Source organism: Pseudomonas sp. PvP089, from assembly GCF_017875165.1.
In the GTDB taxonomy this organism is placed as follows: domain Bacteria; phylum Pseudomonadota; class Gammaproteobacteria; order Pseudomonadales; family Pseudomonadaceae; genus Aquipseudomonas; species Aquipseudomonas fortuita.
Window position 1 is genome coordinate 3517470 of sequence record NZ_JAGGME010000001.1, and the last position, 14975, is coordinate 3532444.

10 protein-coding genes and 4 pseudogenes are annotated in these 14975 nt (G+C 61.7%); 5 read left to right on the forward strand and 9 right to left on the reverse strand.

The features are described 5' to 3' along the window. Positions 1 to 45: 45 nt before the first annotated feature. Entirely contained in the window at positions 46 to 3093 is a 3048-nt protein-coding gene (locus J3A71_RS16110) for an aminotransferase class III-fold pyridoxal phosphate-dependent enzyme (protein ID WP_016486803.1), read from the reverse strand. A gap of 142 nt (positions 3094 to 3235) precedes the next feature. On the opposite strand from J3A71_RS16110, the gene J3A71_RS16115 reads away from it, so the two are divergent. Beyond that, on the forward strand, positions 3236 to 3676 hold the full coding sequence (locus J3A71_RS16115; RefSeq protein WP_016486802.1) for an Lrp/AsnC family transcriptional regulator: 441 nt from the start codon (positions 3236 to 3238) through the stop codon (positions 3674 to 3676). A 721-nt stretch (positions 3677 to 4397) separates the two neighbouring features. Here the strand turns inward: J3A71_RS16115 and J3A71_RS16120 are convergent. The 5 genes and pseudogenes from J3A71_RS16120 to J3A71_RS16135 all read right to left on the reverse strand — a co-directional run. After that, a pseudogene (locus J3A71_RS16120) lies at positions 4398 to 4622 on the reverse strand (TraR/DksA C4-type zinc finger protein); the annotation flags it as partial. 102 nt (positions 4623 to 4724) lie between these two features. Next, positions 4725 to 5342 (reverse strand): dTMP kinase, encoded by a 618-nt coding sequence (locus J3A71_RS16125; RefSeq protein WP_016486799.1) that lies wholly within the window; start codon positions 5340 to 5342, stop codon positions 4725 to 4727. A 76-nt stretch (positions 5343 to 5418) separates the two neighbouring features. Continuing rightward, a complete protein-coding gene (locus tag J3A71_RS31465) occupies positions 5419 to 5586 on the reverse strand; it encodes a P1 family peptidase (RefSeq protein WP_232895358.1) in 168 nt (55 codons plus the stop codon). Positions 5587 to 5589: 3 nt separating this feature from the next. Beyond that, a pseudogene (locus tag J3A71_RS31470) lies at positions 5590 to 5781 on the reverse strand (P1 family peptidase); the annotation flags it as partial. Between the two features lie 12 nt (positions 5782 to 5793). Beyond that, positions 5794 to 6065 (reverse strand): annotated as a pseudogene (locus tag J3A71_RS16135) (APC family permease); the annotation flags it as partial. On the opposite strand from J3A71_RS16135, the pseudogene J3A71_RS16140 reads away from it, so the two are divergent. Both J3A71_RS16140 and J3A71_RS16145 read left to right on the forward strand, forming a co-directional pair. Continuing rightward, positions 6066 to 6203, forward strand: a pseudogene (locus J3A71_RS16140) (LuxR C-terminal-related transcriptional regulator); the annotation flags it as partial. A gap of 100 nt (positions 6204 to 6303) precedes the next feature. Continuing rightward, positions 6304 to 8844: an HWE histidine kinase domain-containing protein gene (locus J3A71_RS16145; protein WP_016486796.1), complete on the forward strand. Its 2541-nt coding sequence runs from the start codon at positions 6304 to 6306 to the stop codon at positions 8842 to 8844. 125 nt (positions 8845 to 8969) lie between these two features. Here J3A71_RS16145 and J3A71_RS16150 read toward each other — a convergent pair whose 3' ends face one another. After that, positions 8970 to 10613, reverse strand: a complete 1644-nt coding sequence (locus J3A71_RS16150) for an acetolactate synthase large subunit (RefSeq protein ID WP_095117292.1) — start codon at positions 10611 to 10613, stop codon at positions 8970 to 8972. A gap of 170 nt (positions 10614 to 10783) precedes the next feature. Here J3A71_RS16150 and J3A71_RS16155 point away from each other — a divergent pair, with 170 nt between their 5' ends. Then, positions 10784 to 11665 carry a LysR family transcriptional regulator gene (locus J3A71_RS16155; protein WP_016486794.1) on the forward strand — a complete coding sequence of 294 codons (882 nt, stop codon included), beginning with the start codon at positions 10784 to 10786 and terminating at the stop codon, positions 11663 to 11665. Positions 11666 to 11803: 138 nt separating this feature from the next. Here J3A71_RS16155 and J3A71_RS16160 read toward each other — a convergent pair whose 3' ends face one another. Further along, positions 11804 to 12454 carry an alpha/beta fold hydrolase gene (locus J3A71_RS16160; RefSeq protein WP_095117295.1) on the reverse strand — a complete coding sequence of 217 codons (651 nt, stop codon included), beginning with the start codon at positions 12452 to 12454 and terminating at the stop codon, positions 11804 to 11806. 37 nt (positions 12455 to 12491) lie between these two features. After that, on the reverse strand, positions 12492 to 13616 hold the full coding sequence (locus J3A71_RS16165) for an MFS transporter (RefSeq protein ID WP_060519948.1): 1125 nt from the start codon (positions 13614 to 13616) through the stop codon (positions 12492 to 12494). A gap of 380 nt (positions 13617 to 13996) precedes the next feature. Between J3A71_RS16165 and J3A71_RS16170 the strand changes: the two genes are divergently transcribed. Beyond that, positions 13997 to 14962, forward strand: a complete 966-nt coding sequence (locus J3A71_RS16170) for an amino acid ABC transporter permease (protein ID WP_096426058.1) — start codon at positions 13997 to 13999, stop codon at positions 14960 to 14962. Positions 14963 to 14975: the final 13 nt, after the last annotated feature.

Consider the following 14975-nt stretch of genomic DNA (forward strand, 5'->3'; position numbering starts at 1 on the left):
CGCGGCCTTGTGTCGCGCCTGCAAAGACCGCGTAGTCTGCAAAAGCTACTTCAGTGCTGCGGTAAAGCTGTCTTTCAGCACGTCGAGGAGGAAGTCGGCATTGGCCCGGCTGAAAATCATCGATGGCCGCATTTTCAGCACGTTGTCATGCGGGCCTTCAGTGCCGATCAATACGCCGCGTTCCCTGGCGCCATCAGCCACTTTCCGGGCCAGGGACGTGGCCGGCGCCTTCGACTTGCGGTCGGTGACCAGGACGATGCCGAGGAAAAGCCCAAGCCCGCGCACATCACCAATCACATCGAATTGCTGCTGAAGCTTGCGGAACCCATCGAGCAGGTAGTTACCAACACTCAAGGCATTTTCTTTCAACTGGTCGCGCTCGATTGCATTGAGCACCGCCAGGCCTACCGCGCACGACACAGGGTTGCCGGCGAAGGTATTGAAATACTCCATCCCATTATTGAAGGCATCGGCAACCTCACGCGTGGTGACAACCGCCGACATCGGGTGGCCGTTACCAATCGGTTTGCCCATGGTGACGGCATCCGGCACCACGCCCTGGGTCTCGAATGCCCACCAGTGGCTACCGACGCGGCCGAACCCGACCTGTACCTCATCGGCCAGGCAAAGCCCACCCTCGGCGCGAACCATGGCGTAGACCTCCTTGAGGTAGTTGTCAGGCAGGAACACCTGCCCCGCCACGCTGGGGATCGACTCGGCAAGGAAGAAGCCTGGGCCCTTGCCTGCCTTGCGTATGGCATCCAGCTGCTCTGCGACCGACTCGGCAAAACGCTTGCCGTGCTCTTCCACTGGCCAGTGCCCGGGCGCGTAGTAGCTGTCCGGGACCATCGCCTCGTGAACATGCGCCGCCCTGCCCTTGCCGGCCTTGCGCTTGTACTTGTAAGGGCTAAGGTCGATGAGTTCTTGCGTGGTGCCGTGGTAAGCCCAGTCCAGCACGATCGCCTGGTCACTGCCTGTGTAGTTGCGCGCCATGCGCAGCATCAGGCTGTTGGCTTCACTCCCCGAACAACCAAAGGACGCTACGCAAAGACCCTCTGGCAGGGTACCGGTCAGGCGTTCGGCGTACTCGACGATGTTGTCGTGCAGGTAACGGGTGTTGGTGTTGAGTAGCGCAGCCTGGCGGGTCAAGGCCTCGACCACGTCGGGATGGCTATGGCCCAGGTGGCACACGTTGTTGAAGCAGTCCAGGTAGGCGCGCCCGAAGTTGTCGATCAGCCATACGCCATCACCACGCACGAACTTGATCGGGTCGGTGTACGAAATTGACAGGTTAGGTAGCAGCAGATCCTTGCGCTTGGCAATAATCTGGGCCTTGGTCATCCCTTGCTGGGTGTAGGTCTCTGGCGGGATACCCGCCAAGGCCGAGGCATCGGGGAACAGGTCGGCCCATACCTCCTGGTACTCGGGCTCACCCACGCCAATGACCTCGCTCGCACTCAGCTGGGTATCGGTGGTCATCTGCAGGTGCAGGTGGGGAATCCAGCCGCCGTTTTCATGATCGGTGCCCATGTAACCGACCAAGTCGCCGGCTTCGAGCTTGTCACCGGCTTTCAAGCGGCTGAGCGCTTCATGGGCCATGTGCCCCCACAGGGTCAGAAATGGCGGGCAACCGGGTGGCGTGTGCTCGATCATCACCAGGCCACCATACCCCAGCGGGTCTGGTTCAACCTCCACACTTCTGACAGTGCCAGCGACCGGTGCGTACAACGGCGTACCCGCTGGCATCACCAGGTCGACACCGACATGCAGTGTGCGGCGCTGCCCTTTGATGAAACGGGACTCGAACGCGCTGTCAGTGTAGATGGTGCGCAACTCCCCCCATGGCCCGATGGCCAATGGCACCTGGTGAGCAGCAGAAAACGCTTCCCACCAACGGGTTGCATCTGCAGGGCGCTGCTCAGCCGAGGCGATGGTCATCTCGTGGGTGGCGTCACCAAACGGTGCAATCACCTTGTTGAGGATGGCGGCGGACGGGCGCACCAGGTCGGCGAAGGATTTGTGGTTGTCCGCAATCCAGCGGCGGACATCACCCGCGCCTTCGATGGCATCGAAACCACAGGCCTTGCGCAGTATGCCGGTGGCCAGCCGTGGGTTCATCGAGTCGAGTTGTTCCAGCAGGCGCCAGGCAGGCGCTTCACTGATCGCCAGGTAGGGGTTGTGCTCTGTCTGATCCTGCCGGGAAGCGGAGAACGTGACGCTGACGACCAGGCGCATGGCGATCAGGTTGAACAACACATCAAGCTCTTGCGCCTGCAACGGGTATGTCTCGTGGAAACCGGCGGCCAGCGCAGCAGCAGCGCCGATCGGGTCGTCCATGTCCAGAATGGCGTACGCGCTGGCAATCGCGACCTCGGCAATCAGCACGGTATGCACGGCATCGCCAAAGTCGATGAAGCCCGTCACGGTACTGGTGGTTTCGGCATCGACCAGGATGTTCCAGTCGTTGGCGTCGTTGTGAATCACCTGCGCCCGGAGGGACGCCAGCTTGGGCTGTACGGTCTGTTCAAACCGGGTGATGAAGCGCTCGACAATGGCCCGGCGTTCAGGGCTCTTGATGAAGTGCAGGCGCGACCGGGAGCGCGCAGCATGGCGCAGATCCCAGTCAAGGTCGCGGACGGCACCCGGGTGCATGAAGCCCTGCAGTGCGCGGTCGAGTTCACCGAGTGCCCGACCGAAGTTTTTCATCAGGGCGAATGAGCGCCTGGCCTCGGCAAGTGGCGTACCGGCTAACCAGCTGACCAGGCGTACCGCGTGCGTTTCACCTGTGGCACTGGTCACCGATGGCAGGTAGTCGCCAGCCATGCTGGCCCGCAAGTGAGGCACGCGCAAATGCGCGCCGTGCACGGCCAGGTGATCAAGCAGCGCGGTTTGGAACTCGCTTTCCACCCTGGGTTCGCTGGCATTGACGATTTTCAGTATCCAGCCTGCATCCAGGCCAGTCTCCAGCCGGTAATTACGATCACGCTCCCCATCCAGGGGCGTGGCAGTGCCAGAGACATTGAAGAAATCTTTTGCAAGGCCCTCGGCTTCGCTTGCCGAAAACCGAGGTGCCGGGTGGGAAAGGTCTGTCATGTCATCACGTTCCGAGCGAGCAAATTGTTTTTCAATAGCTTGTCATGCACCACCGAAACCGACACCCTGCATACCGTCGGGATCAACAGGCATTATGCCGGTTCCGACCGGCATAATGACGGCAAGCTAATCAGGTGGTGCAATGCGTGAGCTGGACGCAAAAGATCGTGAGATTCTTGAAGTACTTTCGAAGGACGCGCGCATTGCGCTGAAGGCATTAGCCGGCCGCATAGGCCTTTCCAGAAGCGCCACGACCGAGCGCGTCGCCAACCTTGAACGCAGCGGGGTCATTCGCGGTTATCGGGCGGATATCGGCGAAATAGATGCCAATGTGATACGCGCGATCTTGCTGGTGACATTGCAGCGCACGCCTGCCATGGGGCTGCTCGACCAGTTGGCCACGGACGCACGCGTGCGGCGGGTTTCCTCGGTGAGCGGCCAGCTTGACCTGGTGGTTGAAGTGGAGACCCGGACGATCGACGACCTCAACCAGGTACGCGACAACGTGGCACGGCACGAATCCGTGGATGACATTACCACGTCGGTGGTCCTGCGCCGTGATATCGACCGGCAGGGTGCCTGACGACCTGCAGGATGGCACGGGCTTCGCCCGTGTTCGCGGGGCAAGCCCGCTCCCACAGTGACCTCGCTCGCTTTCAGCCTTTGTGCGAGACAGTGGCTCTGCACAGGGTATGCAGATTGGCCGCCAGCGCAGTTTATACCTGCCTAGCGAGTCAACCTGGCCCTGCTGTCTGACTCAAAATCCAGAAGCCTGCGCGGTCACTGTGGGAGCGGCTTTAGCCGCGAAGAATCCAGCACGGTGGATGGCACGGGCTTCGCCCGTGTTCGCGGGGCAAGCCCGCTCCCACAGTGACCGCGCTCGCCTTCAGCCTTTGTGCGAGACAGTTACTCTCCACAGGGTATGCAGATTGGCCGCCAGCGCAGTTTATACCTGCCTAGCGAGTCAACCTGGCCCTGCTGTCTGACTCAAAATCCAGAAGCCTGCGCGGTCACTGTGGGAGCGGCTTTAGCCGCGAAGAATCTTGCACGGTGGATGGCACGGGCTTCGCCCGTGTTCGCGGGGCAAGCCCGCTCCCACAGTGACCGCGCTCGCTTTCAGCCTTTGTGCGAGACAGTGGCTCTGCACAGGGTATGCAGATTGGCCGCCAGCGCAGTTTATACATGCCTAGCGAGTCAACTTGGCCCTGCTGTCTTACTCAAAATCCAGAAGCCTGCGCGGTCACTGTGGGAGCGGGCTTGCCCCGCGAACACCGGCCAAGCCGGTGCCATCCACGCCTAGAGAATCAAGCTTCGCGTATAGGCCGCTCCTGGCGTTCCTGCCGCTCCTTGGCCTCGATGCTCAGTGTCGCGGTCGGCCGCAGCAGCAAGCGCTTGAGGTCGATGGGCTCGCCGGTGTCCTTGCACCACCCGTACTCACCCCGTGCAATGCGCTCCAGGGCTTCGTCAATCTTGTCCAGCAGCTTTTTTTCCCGCTCAAGCAGGCGCAGCTGCCGTTGCCGCTGCTCTTCCTCTGCGCCGTCCTTGACCCACAACACTTTGCACGGCAACCCATTCATGCGTTGTATTGAGGAAACCGGGCTCTAACAGCCAGAACATGTTGCTGGCACAACTCACATGTGTGCAAGCACGCCCTGTATCTCGCCAACTACCTGCCGCGTTGCCTCGTCGATCGTCCCCTCATTACGGCACAACACCCAGCCGTACTCTGCAACGGCACGCTCGAACGCCTCGGTACAGGCCACCTGCTCATCAAGGTTGTAGATCACCGTACTGCCAAGCCCACGCGTACGCGCTGCGGCTCGTGCCCATGAGGTTTCAGCGGCTGTGACAACCCCGACATGCAAATCGGGCACTTGCACGTTTCGCTCAAGGTTCAGGCGCAAGATCTGGTCAAAAGGCACCGTGCGACGAAAAGCAGCATCAGAGGGATACCAGCGATCAATCAGGATGATGCTGTCAGCTGGCTGCCTGGGCAGCACATGCCGGGAAATCCAGGCGCGGCTCTCTGCAAAGCGCTCGCACACCTTGAACTCCAGGTCCGGGCATGGGCTTCTGGCAAGCTGGTTGACCAGGACCATGGTCTCGCCCCGGTAAGGGTCGTTGTTTCTTTCGCAAAGGCGGATCACCTTATTCCCGTCCAGGCGCAAGGCTTGAGTGACGGCCTCCAGCAGCGTGGTCTTGCCGGTACCCTTGGGCCCATCGATGGCAACAAACAGCGGGCGGTTCATCGTTCAATACCCGTTGGCTCAAGCGCGGAATGAAAGCATTGATCGTGGCTTGTCTTCAAGCGATTCGCTTGCTGCGTTAACCCTGAGCTTTCCAACCCACTTGCTCAAGGGCCTTCAGCAACCGCGAACCCTCCAGGCCTGGCACTTCTCGCCCGTCCTCTGTCTGCAGGGTCCTGCCTGCCAGGATCGCGTTGACAATGGCCTCTTCTACCGCATCGGCCGCTGCCGCGAACAGCGGCGAAATATTGGCAAAGCACGGTTGATGGCGCGCCGGGCCTTCGCGGGGCTCGATGACACTGACACCGGTGCGTACAGGCTTGCCGTTATGGTGCTTGCTCAGGGTGGCGTGGCCAACCCGTACACCCGGCACATCGGTAATGGCGTTGTGGGGGCCAGGCCGACCAAGGCCCAGCGTGAAACCGAAATCGCGTGCTCGCATCTTGTCTCTCGCTCAAAGTTTCTGGAAGGCCGGGCTCAACTTGCCATACGTGCCGTACAGCAACACGGAGGTAAGCAGAATGCCAAGAATGATGAAAATGTCCCGGGCTGAAGCCGTACTTAACAGGGTCGTCAACAGGTACCCGGCCCCGTCACCGCAGCCAAGGCCGGCAGTGGCCACAGCGGCATCCGGTAAGGGTGCTCACGGTCGCGGCGCAGCACGCGGCTGAACAGCGCGCACATCCCGACCACCAGGTACACGCACAGGATCAGCAGTACGGTGAAATCTCGCCAGAAACCATAAAGGTGCACCGGCGTCATCTGTACGCGAAGCTGAACATATCGTCTCACCCCGAGCTGTTTTCGATGTTCATACGAGAGTTGGGTTTCACAGATGAACGGGCACATACCCCGTCAACCTGAAAAGGCAGCCACTCGGCAATGCCCAAGGCGGACAATGCCTGCTAGGCTGACGGTGGCGGCCCTTCTGGCAGCCTACTCTTTACCCTTAGGCACGGGCCAAATGACCTCCGATCCGCAAGTAAACCTGACCAACTGCGACCGCGAACCGATCCAGATCCCTGGCAGCATCCAGCCCCACGGCTGCCTGCTGGCCTGCGATGCATCCGCGACCGTGGTCCTGCGCCATTCGCTCAATGCCCCGCATTTGCTGGGCCTGGCAGGCGATATCAACGGGCAGAAGCTGCACACAGTCTTAGGGGACGAGGTAGCCCACACCTTGCGTAACGCGTTGGCCCGTACCCGCGAAGCCTCGCGCCCTGCACTCAGCTTTGGCGTGATGCTGCCCAACGGCCAGGCCTTCGATATCGCCGCCCACCTGTTCAAGGGGTCGGCCATCCTGGAGTTCGAACCGGCGGGCGCCAGCATCGCCGAGCCCATCGAACTGGCCCGCACCCTGATTACCCAGCTGCGCGAAACCGCCCAGACCACCCAATTGATCCGCGACGCTGCCCGCTTTGTCCGCGCGGTGCTGGGCTACGACCGTGTAATGATCTACCAGCTCGGTGCAGACGGGGCTGGCCAAGTGGTAGCGGAAGCCAAGCGCGGCGACCTCGAAAGCTTCATGGGCCAGTATTTCCCCGCCACCGACATCCCGCAGCAGGCCCGAGCGCTTTACCTGCGCAACCCCATCCGGGTGATCTCCGATGCCCAGTTCAAACGGGTCGCCATCGAGCCTGTCCTTGACCCGTCAGGCGAACCGCTAGACCTGTCCTACGCGCACCTGCGCAGCGTGTCGCCGGTCCATTGCGAGTACCTGTGCAACATGGGCGTGGGCGCCTCCATGTCGATATCGGTGATCGTCAACGGCGAGCTGTGGGGGATGATCGCCTGCCACCACTACACGCCACGTACACTGACCATGGGGCAGCGGGTGGCCGCCGAAATGTTCGGCGAGTTCTTCGCGTTGCATCTCGAGACCCTGCGCAGTCGGCAAAAACTCGAAGCCGCCGTGCGGGTTCACAACGCACTGGACGACATCGTGCGCGATGCCACCCTGTCAGTGGACCTCGATGGGTTCTTCCACTCACGCCTGCCGCAACTCATGTCGCTGATCCCCTGCGATGGCGTCGGCATATCGCTGCAAGGCCGCTGGGTATCATCCGGGCTGGTATTGCCGAAGGCTGCCGTGCCCGAACTGTTGAACCTGGCAGGCAGGGTCACCGATGGCCGGACCTGGGCGTCCAACCGCCTGTCGATGGTGCATCCCTCTGCCCAGGCTTACTTCACCGACGTCTCTGGCGTTTTGATCATCCCGATATCGCAACAGCCGAGGGACTACCTGATCTTCTTCCGCAAGGAGGTCATCGAGACACTCGCCTGGGCGGGGGACCCTAACAAGACCTACGACAGCGGGGCGCTGGGGGATCGTCTGACACCGCGCAAAAGCTTCGCCGTCTGGAAAGAAACCGTTCACCAGCATTCGCTGCCCTGGACCGAGCAGGATCGCCAGTTTGGTGATGCCATCCGCACCGCCATCGTCGAAGTGGTGCTGCACAACAACGAGCTGCTCGCCGGCGAGCGATCGAAGGCAGAAGTGCGCCAGCGCATCCTCAATGAAGAGCTCAACCACAGGGTCAAGAACATCCTGTCGCTGATCGGGGCATTGGTTGCCCATCCGACCGCTGAGGGGCAGACACTCCAGGACTATGTGACGACATTGAAAGGTCGTATACAGGCATTGTCACTGGCCCATGATCAAGTGGTGCGGGGTGATGGTGGCGGTCGCCTGGAGAGGCTGCTGGAGGCCGAGCTTTCGCCCTATCGCACGGCTGCCGGCATGATCGAGCTGCAGGGCCCTAACGTCATCCTCGATGCGCGCGCCTACTCGGTAATGGCCCTGGTGCTGCACGAACTGGCTACCAATGCGGCCAAGTACGGCGCGCTATCGCGGGCCGGCGGCAGGCTTTCGGTAAGCTGGGCACTCGACGCCGCGAACGCCTGCGCCATCAGCTGGCGTGAAAGTGGCGGGCCAACGGTACGCCCGCCCAGCCGCAGTGGCTTCGGCTCGGTACTGATCGACCGCAGCATCCCGTTCGACCTGGGCGGCACCAGCACAGTGGAGTATTACCCCGAAGGCCTGCAGGGCTTTTTCAGTATCCCGGCCAAGCACCTTACCATTGCCGAAACCTTCGAACCCGTCATCCCGGCCTCGGCCATGGCCCGCGTGCGCGATACCTTTGCAGCGCGGGAGGACTTGTGCGTGATGATCCTCGAAGACCAACTGGTGATTGCAGTGGGCTTGGAGCAGATTCTCACCGATGCTCAAATCAAGCACGTGATCACCGCTAATTCCGAAGCTGAGGCAATGCAACTGCTCGCCGGTTGCACACCGGATGTGGCCATACTGGATGTCAACCTGGGTACCGGCACATCCATTTCCGTGGCCGATGAACTGTTACGCCGTCAGGTTCCCTTCCTCTTTGCCACCGGCTATGGCGACGGTATCAGCATTCCCGAGCACTTGAAGGCTGCCCCCGTAGCGCGCAAGCCTTACGACGCCAACAGCATCCTGGCCAGCCTGCAGGGCCTGTTGGATCGTTGACGGAAGCGACGGAGATTGCGTGGCCAGCGAGGCCTGGAGATAACACCGGCCTTGCCGGTGCGCGGCTGAAACCGCTCTTGCAGGAGGGCAGCGCCAGCCTTGAAGCTGGCGCCGTACCTTAAGGCTTATACCGCCAGCGCACGCTCACGCAGCTCGCTGTTGAGGATGCGGTCGTTCTCGCTGTAATCGACCGGGCAGTCGATCACGTGCACGCCCGGGGTCTTGATGCAGTGTTCCAGCAGTGGCAGCAGGCCTTCGGCACTTTCCACGCGGTGACCGTTGGCACCGTAGGCTTCGGCGTATTTGACGAAGTCCGGGTTGCCGTAGTCCAGGCCAAAATCGGTGAAGCCCATGTTGGCCTGCTTCCAGCGGATCATGCCGTAGCCATCGTCACGCAGGATCACCACGGTGATGTGCATGCCCAGGCGGACTGCGGTTTCCAGCTCCTGGCTGTTCATCATGAAGCCGCCGTCACCGCACACCGAGATCACCGGGCGGTCAGGGTGCACCAGGTGTGCCGCCATGGCCGATGGCAGGCCGGCGCCCATGGTCGCCAGGGCGTTGTCCAGCAGCACGGTGTTCGGTTTGTGCGCCTTGTAGTTACGGGCGAACCAGATCTTGTAGATGCCGTTGTCCAGGGCAACGATGCCTTCGGACGGCAGTACGCGACGGATGTCGGCTACCAGGCGCTGCGGGTAGACCGGGAAGCGGTTGTCGTCAGCCCCTTCGGCGATCTGCGCTTCGTTGGCTTCACGGATGGCCAGCAGGCGGGTGAAGTCCCAGTGCGACGTGTCGTTCAGCGCTTCGCTGATCTGCCACACGGCGTTGGCGATGTCACCAATCACTTCGACCTGCGGGAAGTACACGGCATCGACTTCGGCGGAGCGGAAGTTGATGTGGATGACTTCGGTACCACCACGGACCATGAAGAACGGCGGCTTTTCGATCACGTCGTGGCCGATGTTGATGATCAGGTCGGCGGCTTCGACGGCGCGGTGAACAAAGTCACCCGACGACAGCGCAGCGTTGCCCAGGAAGCGCGGGTGGCGCTCGTCGACCACGCCTTTACCCATCTGGGTGGTGATGAACGGGATACCGGTCTTGTCGATCAGCTGCTTGAGGACCTTGGCGGTCATCTTGCGGTTGGCACCGGCGCCGATCACCAGGATCGGGTTACGGGCGTTCTGCAATTTCTCGACGGCAGCTTCGATCGCTACGTGTTCGGCCAGCGGGCGGCGGTGCAGGCTACGCGGGATCGGCAGTGCATCGGTCTGCTCGGCGGCGATGTCTTCCGGCAGTTCCAGGTGTACCGCACCCGGCTTTTCTTCTTCGGCCAGGCGGAAGGCTTCACGCATGCGGGCCGGGATGTTGTCGGCCGAGGCAAACTGGTGGGTGTACTTGGTGATGGGGTCCATCATGCCGCACACGTCAATGATCTGGAAGCGGCCCTGCTTGGACTTCTTGATCGGCTTCTGGCCGGTGATCATCATCATCGGCATGCCGCCCAGGTAGGCGTAGGCGCTGGCGGTGACCAGGTTGGTGGCGCCGGGGCCGAGGGTGGACAGGCTGACGCCGGTCTTGCCGGTCAGGCGGCCGTAGGTGGCAGCCATGAAGCCTGCAGACTGCTCATGGCGGGTCAGTACCAGCTTGATCTTCGACTTGCGCAGGGATTCGAGCAGGTCGAGGTTTTCCTCACCGGGAATGCCGAACACATACTCGACACCTTCGTTTTCCAGGCATTGCACAACGACATCGGCGGCCTTGGCCATTTGGGGTACTACCTCAAAATCTTTGTGGGATTGCAGCTTTATTTCGCTGCGTGACTGAGATGTTGCAGGATGTCTCAGTGGCGCGCATCGTAGGCCCTCTGGTTAATAATAATAAATATATTGTTATGATGCTTAGCATCACAGTTCGTTATGAATGGTAGAGCCCCTCAATGAACCTCAAGGCATTGCGCTGCTGCGTCGAGATCGTACGCCAGGGCAGCTTCACCAAGGCTGCGCAGCATTTGCACATTGCCCAGCCGGCGCTGAGCATGGCCGTCACCCGTCTGGAAGAAGAGCTGGGCGTGACCCTGTTCAACCGCACCACGCGCAAAGTCATCCTTACCGCCGAGGGCGAACAGTTCCTGCCACGCATTGCGTCGGCGTTGCGCGAGATGGATGTCGCCCGGCAAGAACTGCGCGACATGGCCGACCTGAAACGCGGCGAAGTGCGCCTGGGCATCCCGCCCATGTTCGGCCTGCACTATGTACCCGGGTTGATGAACGCCTTCCGCCAGCTGTATCCAGGCATTGCCATGACCGTATTCGAAGGCAGTGCCGAGGACATTGGCCATCGTCTGGAGCAACGGGAAATCGACCTGGCACTGCTGGAGTCCAGGCGAGTGCCGCCCGACAAGGAATCGATTCTGCTGGGCAGTGACGAGATGCTGGCGTGTATGCACCCCGACCACCCTTATGCCGGCAAAGCCTTCCTCACGGCGCAAGACCTGCGCAATACCGACATGGTCGTGTTCGACCGCACGTTCGTTCAACGTCACCTACTGGACGCCTTCTTCGCCGAACACGGGATTACTTACCAAGTGGCGTTGCAGAGCAACTTCGTCTCACTGGTGGTGCAGGCCGCGCTGGACAACATGGGCGTGGCAACCCTGCTGCGCTCGGTCCAGCAGCGCACGCCGGGTATCGTCGGGGTGCCGTTCCGGCCGGCGCAGCTGATGAGCTTCAGATTGTGTTGGCGCTCGGGGGAATACCTGTCGCTGGCCAGCAAGCGGTTCATCGACTTTGCTGCGCAGATGAATTACCTGGAGCGGTGAGGCTCGCCTGTTCCGGCCCTTTCGCGGCTAAAGCCGCTCCCACAGGTACAGCGTAAATGTTGGGCACCCGCAGTCCCTGTGGGAGCGGCTTTAGCCGCGAACACCGGCAAAGCCGGTGCCAGACCGACGCGCCAGTGCCTATGGGAGCGCAGTTTTCAACGCCAGATGGGCGATCACCTGCTCAGCCGCCCGCCCCAGGCAGCCCTTGAAAAAGTGGTTGGCACCTGCATAAACCGACACCGCCCGTTGCCCCGGGCCAGCCCATTGCAACAGGTTGGCCAGCGGCGCCATTTCATCCTGTTCGCCATGCAGCAGCAGGCAATCCGCAGGCACCGGCAATGGCTCGTAATATCGCCCGCCCGGTACATCACCCACCGGCAGCCCCAGCAACGCCACTGCCTGCAACTGCCCTTCAAGCGCACAGGCCACACGGGCGAACACATAAGCACCAAAAGAAAACCCGACCAGGGCTACCGGTAGCGCAGGCAACTCCCGTCTGAAGTGACGGATGACCGCGATGCAGTCTTGCGCTTCGCCGATACCCTCGTCGTGCGCACCTTGGGTCTGCCCTACCCCACGGAAACTCGGCCGCACCACCTGCCAACCGGCTGCGCACAGCTGCCGCGCCAGGGTCAGCGGCACGATATGGCGCGGGCTACCGCCCAGCAGCGGTTGTGGGTGACTGACCAGCACCACCCCCTTGGGCGGCCCGGCAGAGTAGTCGATCAGCAGCTCGATCTGGCCGGCCGGCCCATCGATAAGCAACGGGTTACGTGGTGCATCCGACATCGTTTTCGTCCTTGCTAGCCAAATGAGTGGCGCCTGATCACGCCGTTTGCCGCGGGAGGCCATGCACCACCAGCAACACCAGCACGACACTGGTCAATGCCAGGGCCGAGAGCGTTGCCAGTACCCCCGTCGCGCCGAAGTGCTGGAACAGATAACCGCCCACCAAGGGCGTCAGTGCCTGGCCAATCAATGATGGGCGCGACATCTTGCCCATCAGCGCAACATACTGGGCAGGCGGCATCAGGGCCAGCGGCAGCAGCCCCCTGACAATGGCGCGCAGACCATTGCCACAGCCATACAGCAGCAGGCCCAGCGCGGTCATCCCCGGCGCCACGGCCACCAGCGTCAGACCTACAGCAACCAGCACCGATGATACCAGCGCAGTCCATATCGGGTGGCGCTTGCCGGCGATGATCTGCAGCACCCGCGAGGCCACCTGGCTTGGCCCAAGCAAGGCACTCAGGCCAATGGCAGCCGCCAGCGAATGGCCCTGGCCCTGCAGGACCGCCACCAGTTGCACTGAAACGGCAGTCATGATGATCGCGCCAATGGCGAAGATTGCGGTCAGCAGCCAGTAAAGGCGGCGGTGCACGGGCTGATCTGCCACCGCCGTCATGCTCTGGGCCTTCTGCCGGGGCTGGCCTGCCGGCAACACCCAGAGGTACAGCGGCGCCACGGCAACGATCAGCACCAACGCATAAGCCATGCAGGCCGTGCGCCAGCCCAGTTGCTCGATGGCGAGGGCGAGTACCGGCCAGGTCACGGTAGTGGCAAACCCTGAAATCAGGGTGATGCCCGTAATCGCCCGTCCCGCCCGTTCGGCATACAGGGCACCGAGGGTGGCAAATAGTGCTTCGTAAAGCCCCATTGCCATCCCCGCGCCAATGATCACCCAGGCCAGCAGGAATACCTGCAGGCTGTGGCAGTTGGCAACCACCAGCAAGCCCAGCCCCACTACCGCGCCGCTGGCGGCCAGTTGCCAGCGCCCGCCATAGCGCGCCACCAGGCGGCTGCACAGCGGCGCCAACAACGCCGACACCATCAGGGCCAGCGACAGCGCCCCATACACCCAGCCGCTGTCCCAGCCGGTCTCGTGCAGGATTGGCTTGCCCATCACCGCCAGGAGGAAGAACGAACCACCCCACACCAGGATTTGCAGCAGGCCCAGCCAGAAAATACCCAAGGGCCCGGGAAAACGTACGCCAGCATTCACGACAGCAGCCTTATCCACCAAGCGGGCCGGATGTCGGCGCACGCAGGTGGCAGTCTAAAAGAGCAGGCGTATGGCTTGCCACAACATCCCGGCATTTCAGTTATGCGCGCAGTAGACAGCTTAAAAAACGGATGGAGTACATTTGTACGCACGCTTGTGGCCCGGTAGCAATCTGGTGGGCATTCACTGGCAGATGTCAGGGTGCAACCTCCGTAATTGCCAAAACAAATTTGATATTTGTTGCGATTCCACAGGTTCTTGCCTGCGCTTCGCCTCCCTACAATGACCCCACAACAACAAACGAGCCCAGCTCCGTGAGGCACGACCCCATGTACAGAGACCACATCGTCAAACCGCGTGCGACCGATAAACCGGCATTCATGGGTTTGGTCGCCGCTGTGATATTCGCCACCGCCCTGCTCTGTGGCGTGGGTGACGGTAGCCTCGCCCGGCTGATGGGCCCGATCGTACTCGACCTGCAGGCACCGCTGCTGCGTAACGCCGCAGTGGCCGGCACCTTGGCGGTGACCCTGGTACTGAACCTGTTCATCCTTGGCCGTTTTCCGTTACGGGCCCAGGTGATAACGGTCTGGTGTGAGCTGTTGCTGCTGTTCCTGCTGTTCTTCGACACCTTCGACCTGTCTTACAGTTTCATCGCCAGCAAGGTCGGCTTCATGATCACCCAAGGGGTGTTCACCACCGTCTACGTGTCCACCCTCTCCATCGCCATCGCCTTTGTTCTGGCGCTGCTGGGGGCTACTGCCCGGCTGTCGTCCAACGGTTTCGCCATCGCCATTGCCAGCTTCTACACCTCGTTCTTCCGCGGTGTGCCGCTACTGATCCAGATCTACCTGATCTACCTCGGCATCCCCCAGCTCGGCTATGTGGTGGGCGCCGTGCCGGCAGGCATCCTGGCGTTGTCGCTGTGCTACGGCGCTTACATGACGGAAATCTTCCGCGCCGGTATCAGCAGCATCCCGCGCGGGCAATGGGAAGCGTCGCGGGCGATCGGCCTGACGCCCTTCCAGGCCATGACCCGGGTGATCCTGCCGCAGTCGATGCGGCTGATCATTCCACCTACCGGCAACCAGTTCATCTCCATGCTCAAAGACAGCTCGCTGGTGTCAGTGATCGGTGTATGGGAGCTGATGTTCCTCGCCCGCACCCAGGGCCGTGCGGAGTTCCGCCACTTGGAAATGCTGATCACCGCTGCCGTCTTGTACTGGGTGCTGTCGATCCTGCTCGAAAGCGTGCAATCGCGCCTGGAAAAACGTTTCGACCGCGCCCACCGTTGATCGAGGAACCCCC

Coding starts and splice junctions, on each gene's coding strand:
- J3A71_RS16145 (WP_016486796.1), top strand. CDS start 6,304: ATGACCTCCGATCCGCAAGTAAACCTGACCAACTGCGACCGCGAACCG.
- J3A71_RS16150 (WP_095117292.1), bottom strand. CDS start 10,613: ATGGCCAAGGCCGCCGATGTCGTTGTGCAATGCCTGGAAAACGAAGGT.
- J3A71_RS16115 (WP_016486802.1), top strand. CDS start 3,236: ATGCGTGAGCTGGACGCAAAAGATCGTGAGATTCTTGAAGTACTTTCG.
- J3A71_RS16155 (WP_016486794.1), top strand. CDS start 10,784: ATGAACCTCAAGGCATTGCGCTGCTGCGTCGAGATCGTACGCCAGGGC.
- J3A71_RS16170 (WP_096426058.1), top strand. CDS start 13,997: ATGTACAGAGACCACATCGTCAAACCGCGTGCGACCGATAAACCGGCA.
- J3A71_RS16125 (WP_016486799.1), bottom strand. CDS start 5,342: ATGAACCGCCCGCTGTTTGTTGCCATCGATGGGCCCAAGGGTACCGGC.
- J3A71_RS16110 (WP_016486803.1), bottom strand. CDS start 3,093: ATGACAGACCTTTCCCACCCGGCACCTCGGTTTTCGGCAAGCGAAGCC.
- J3A71_RS16160 (WP_095117295.1), bottom strand. CDS start 12,454: ATGTCGGATGCACCACGTAACCCGTTGCTTATCGATGGGCCGGCCGGC.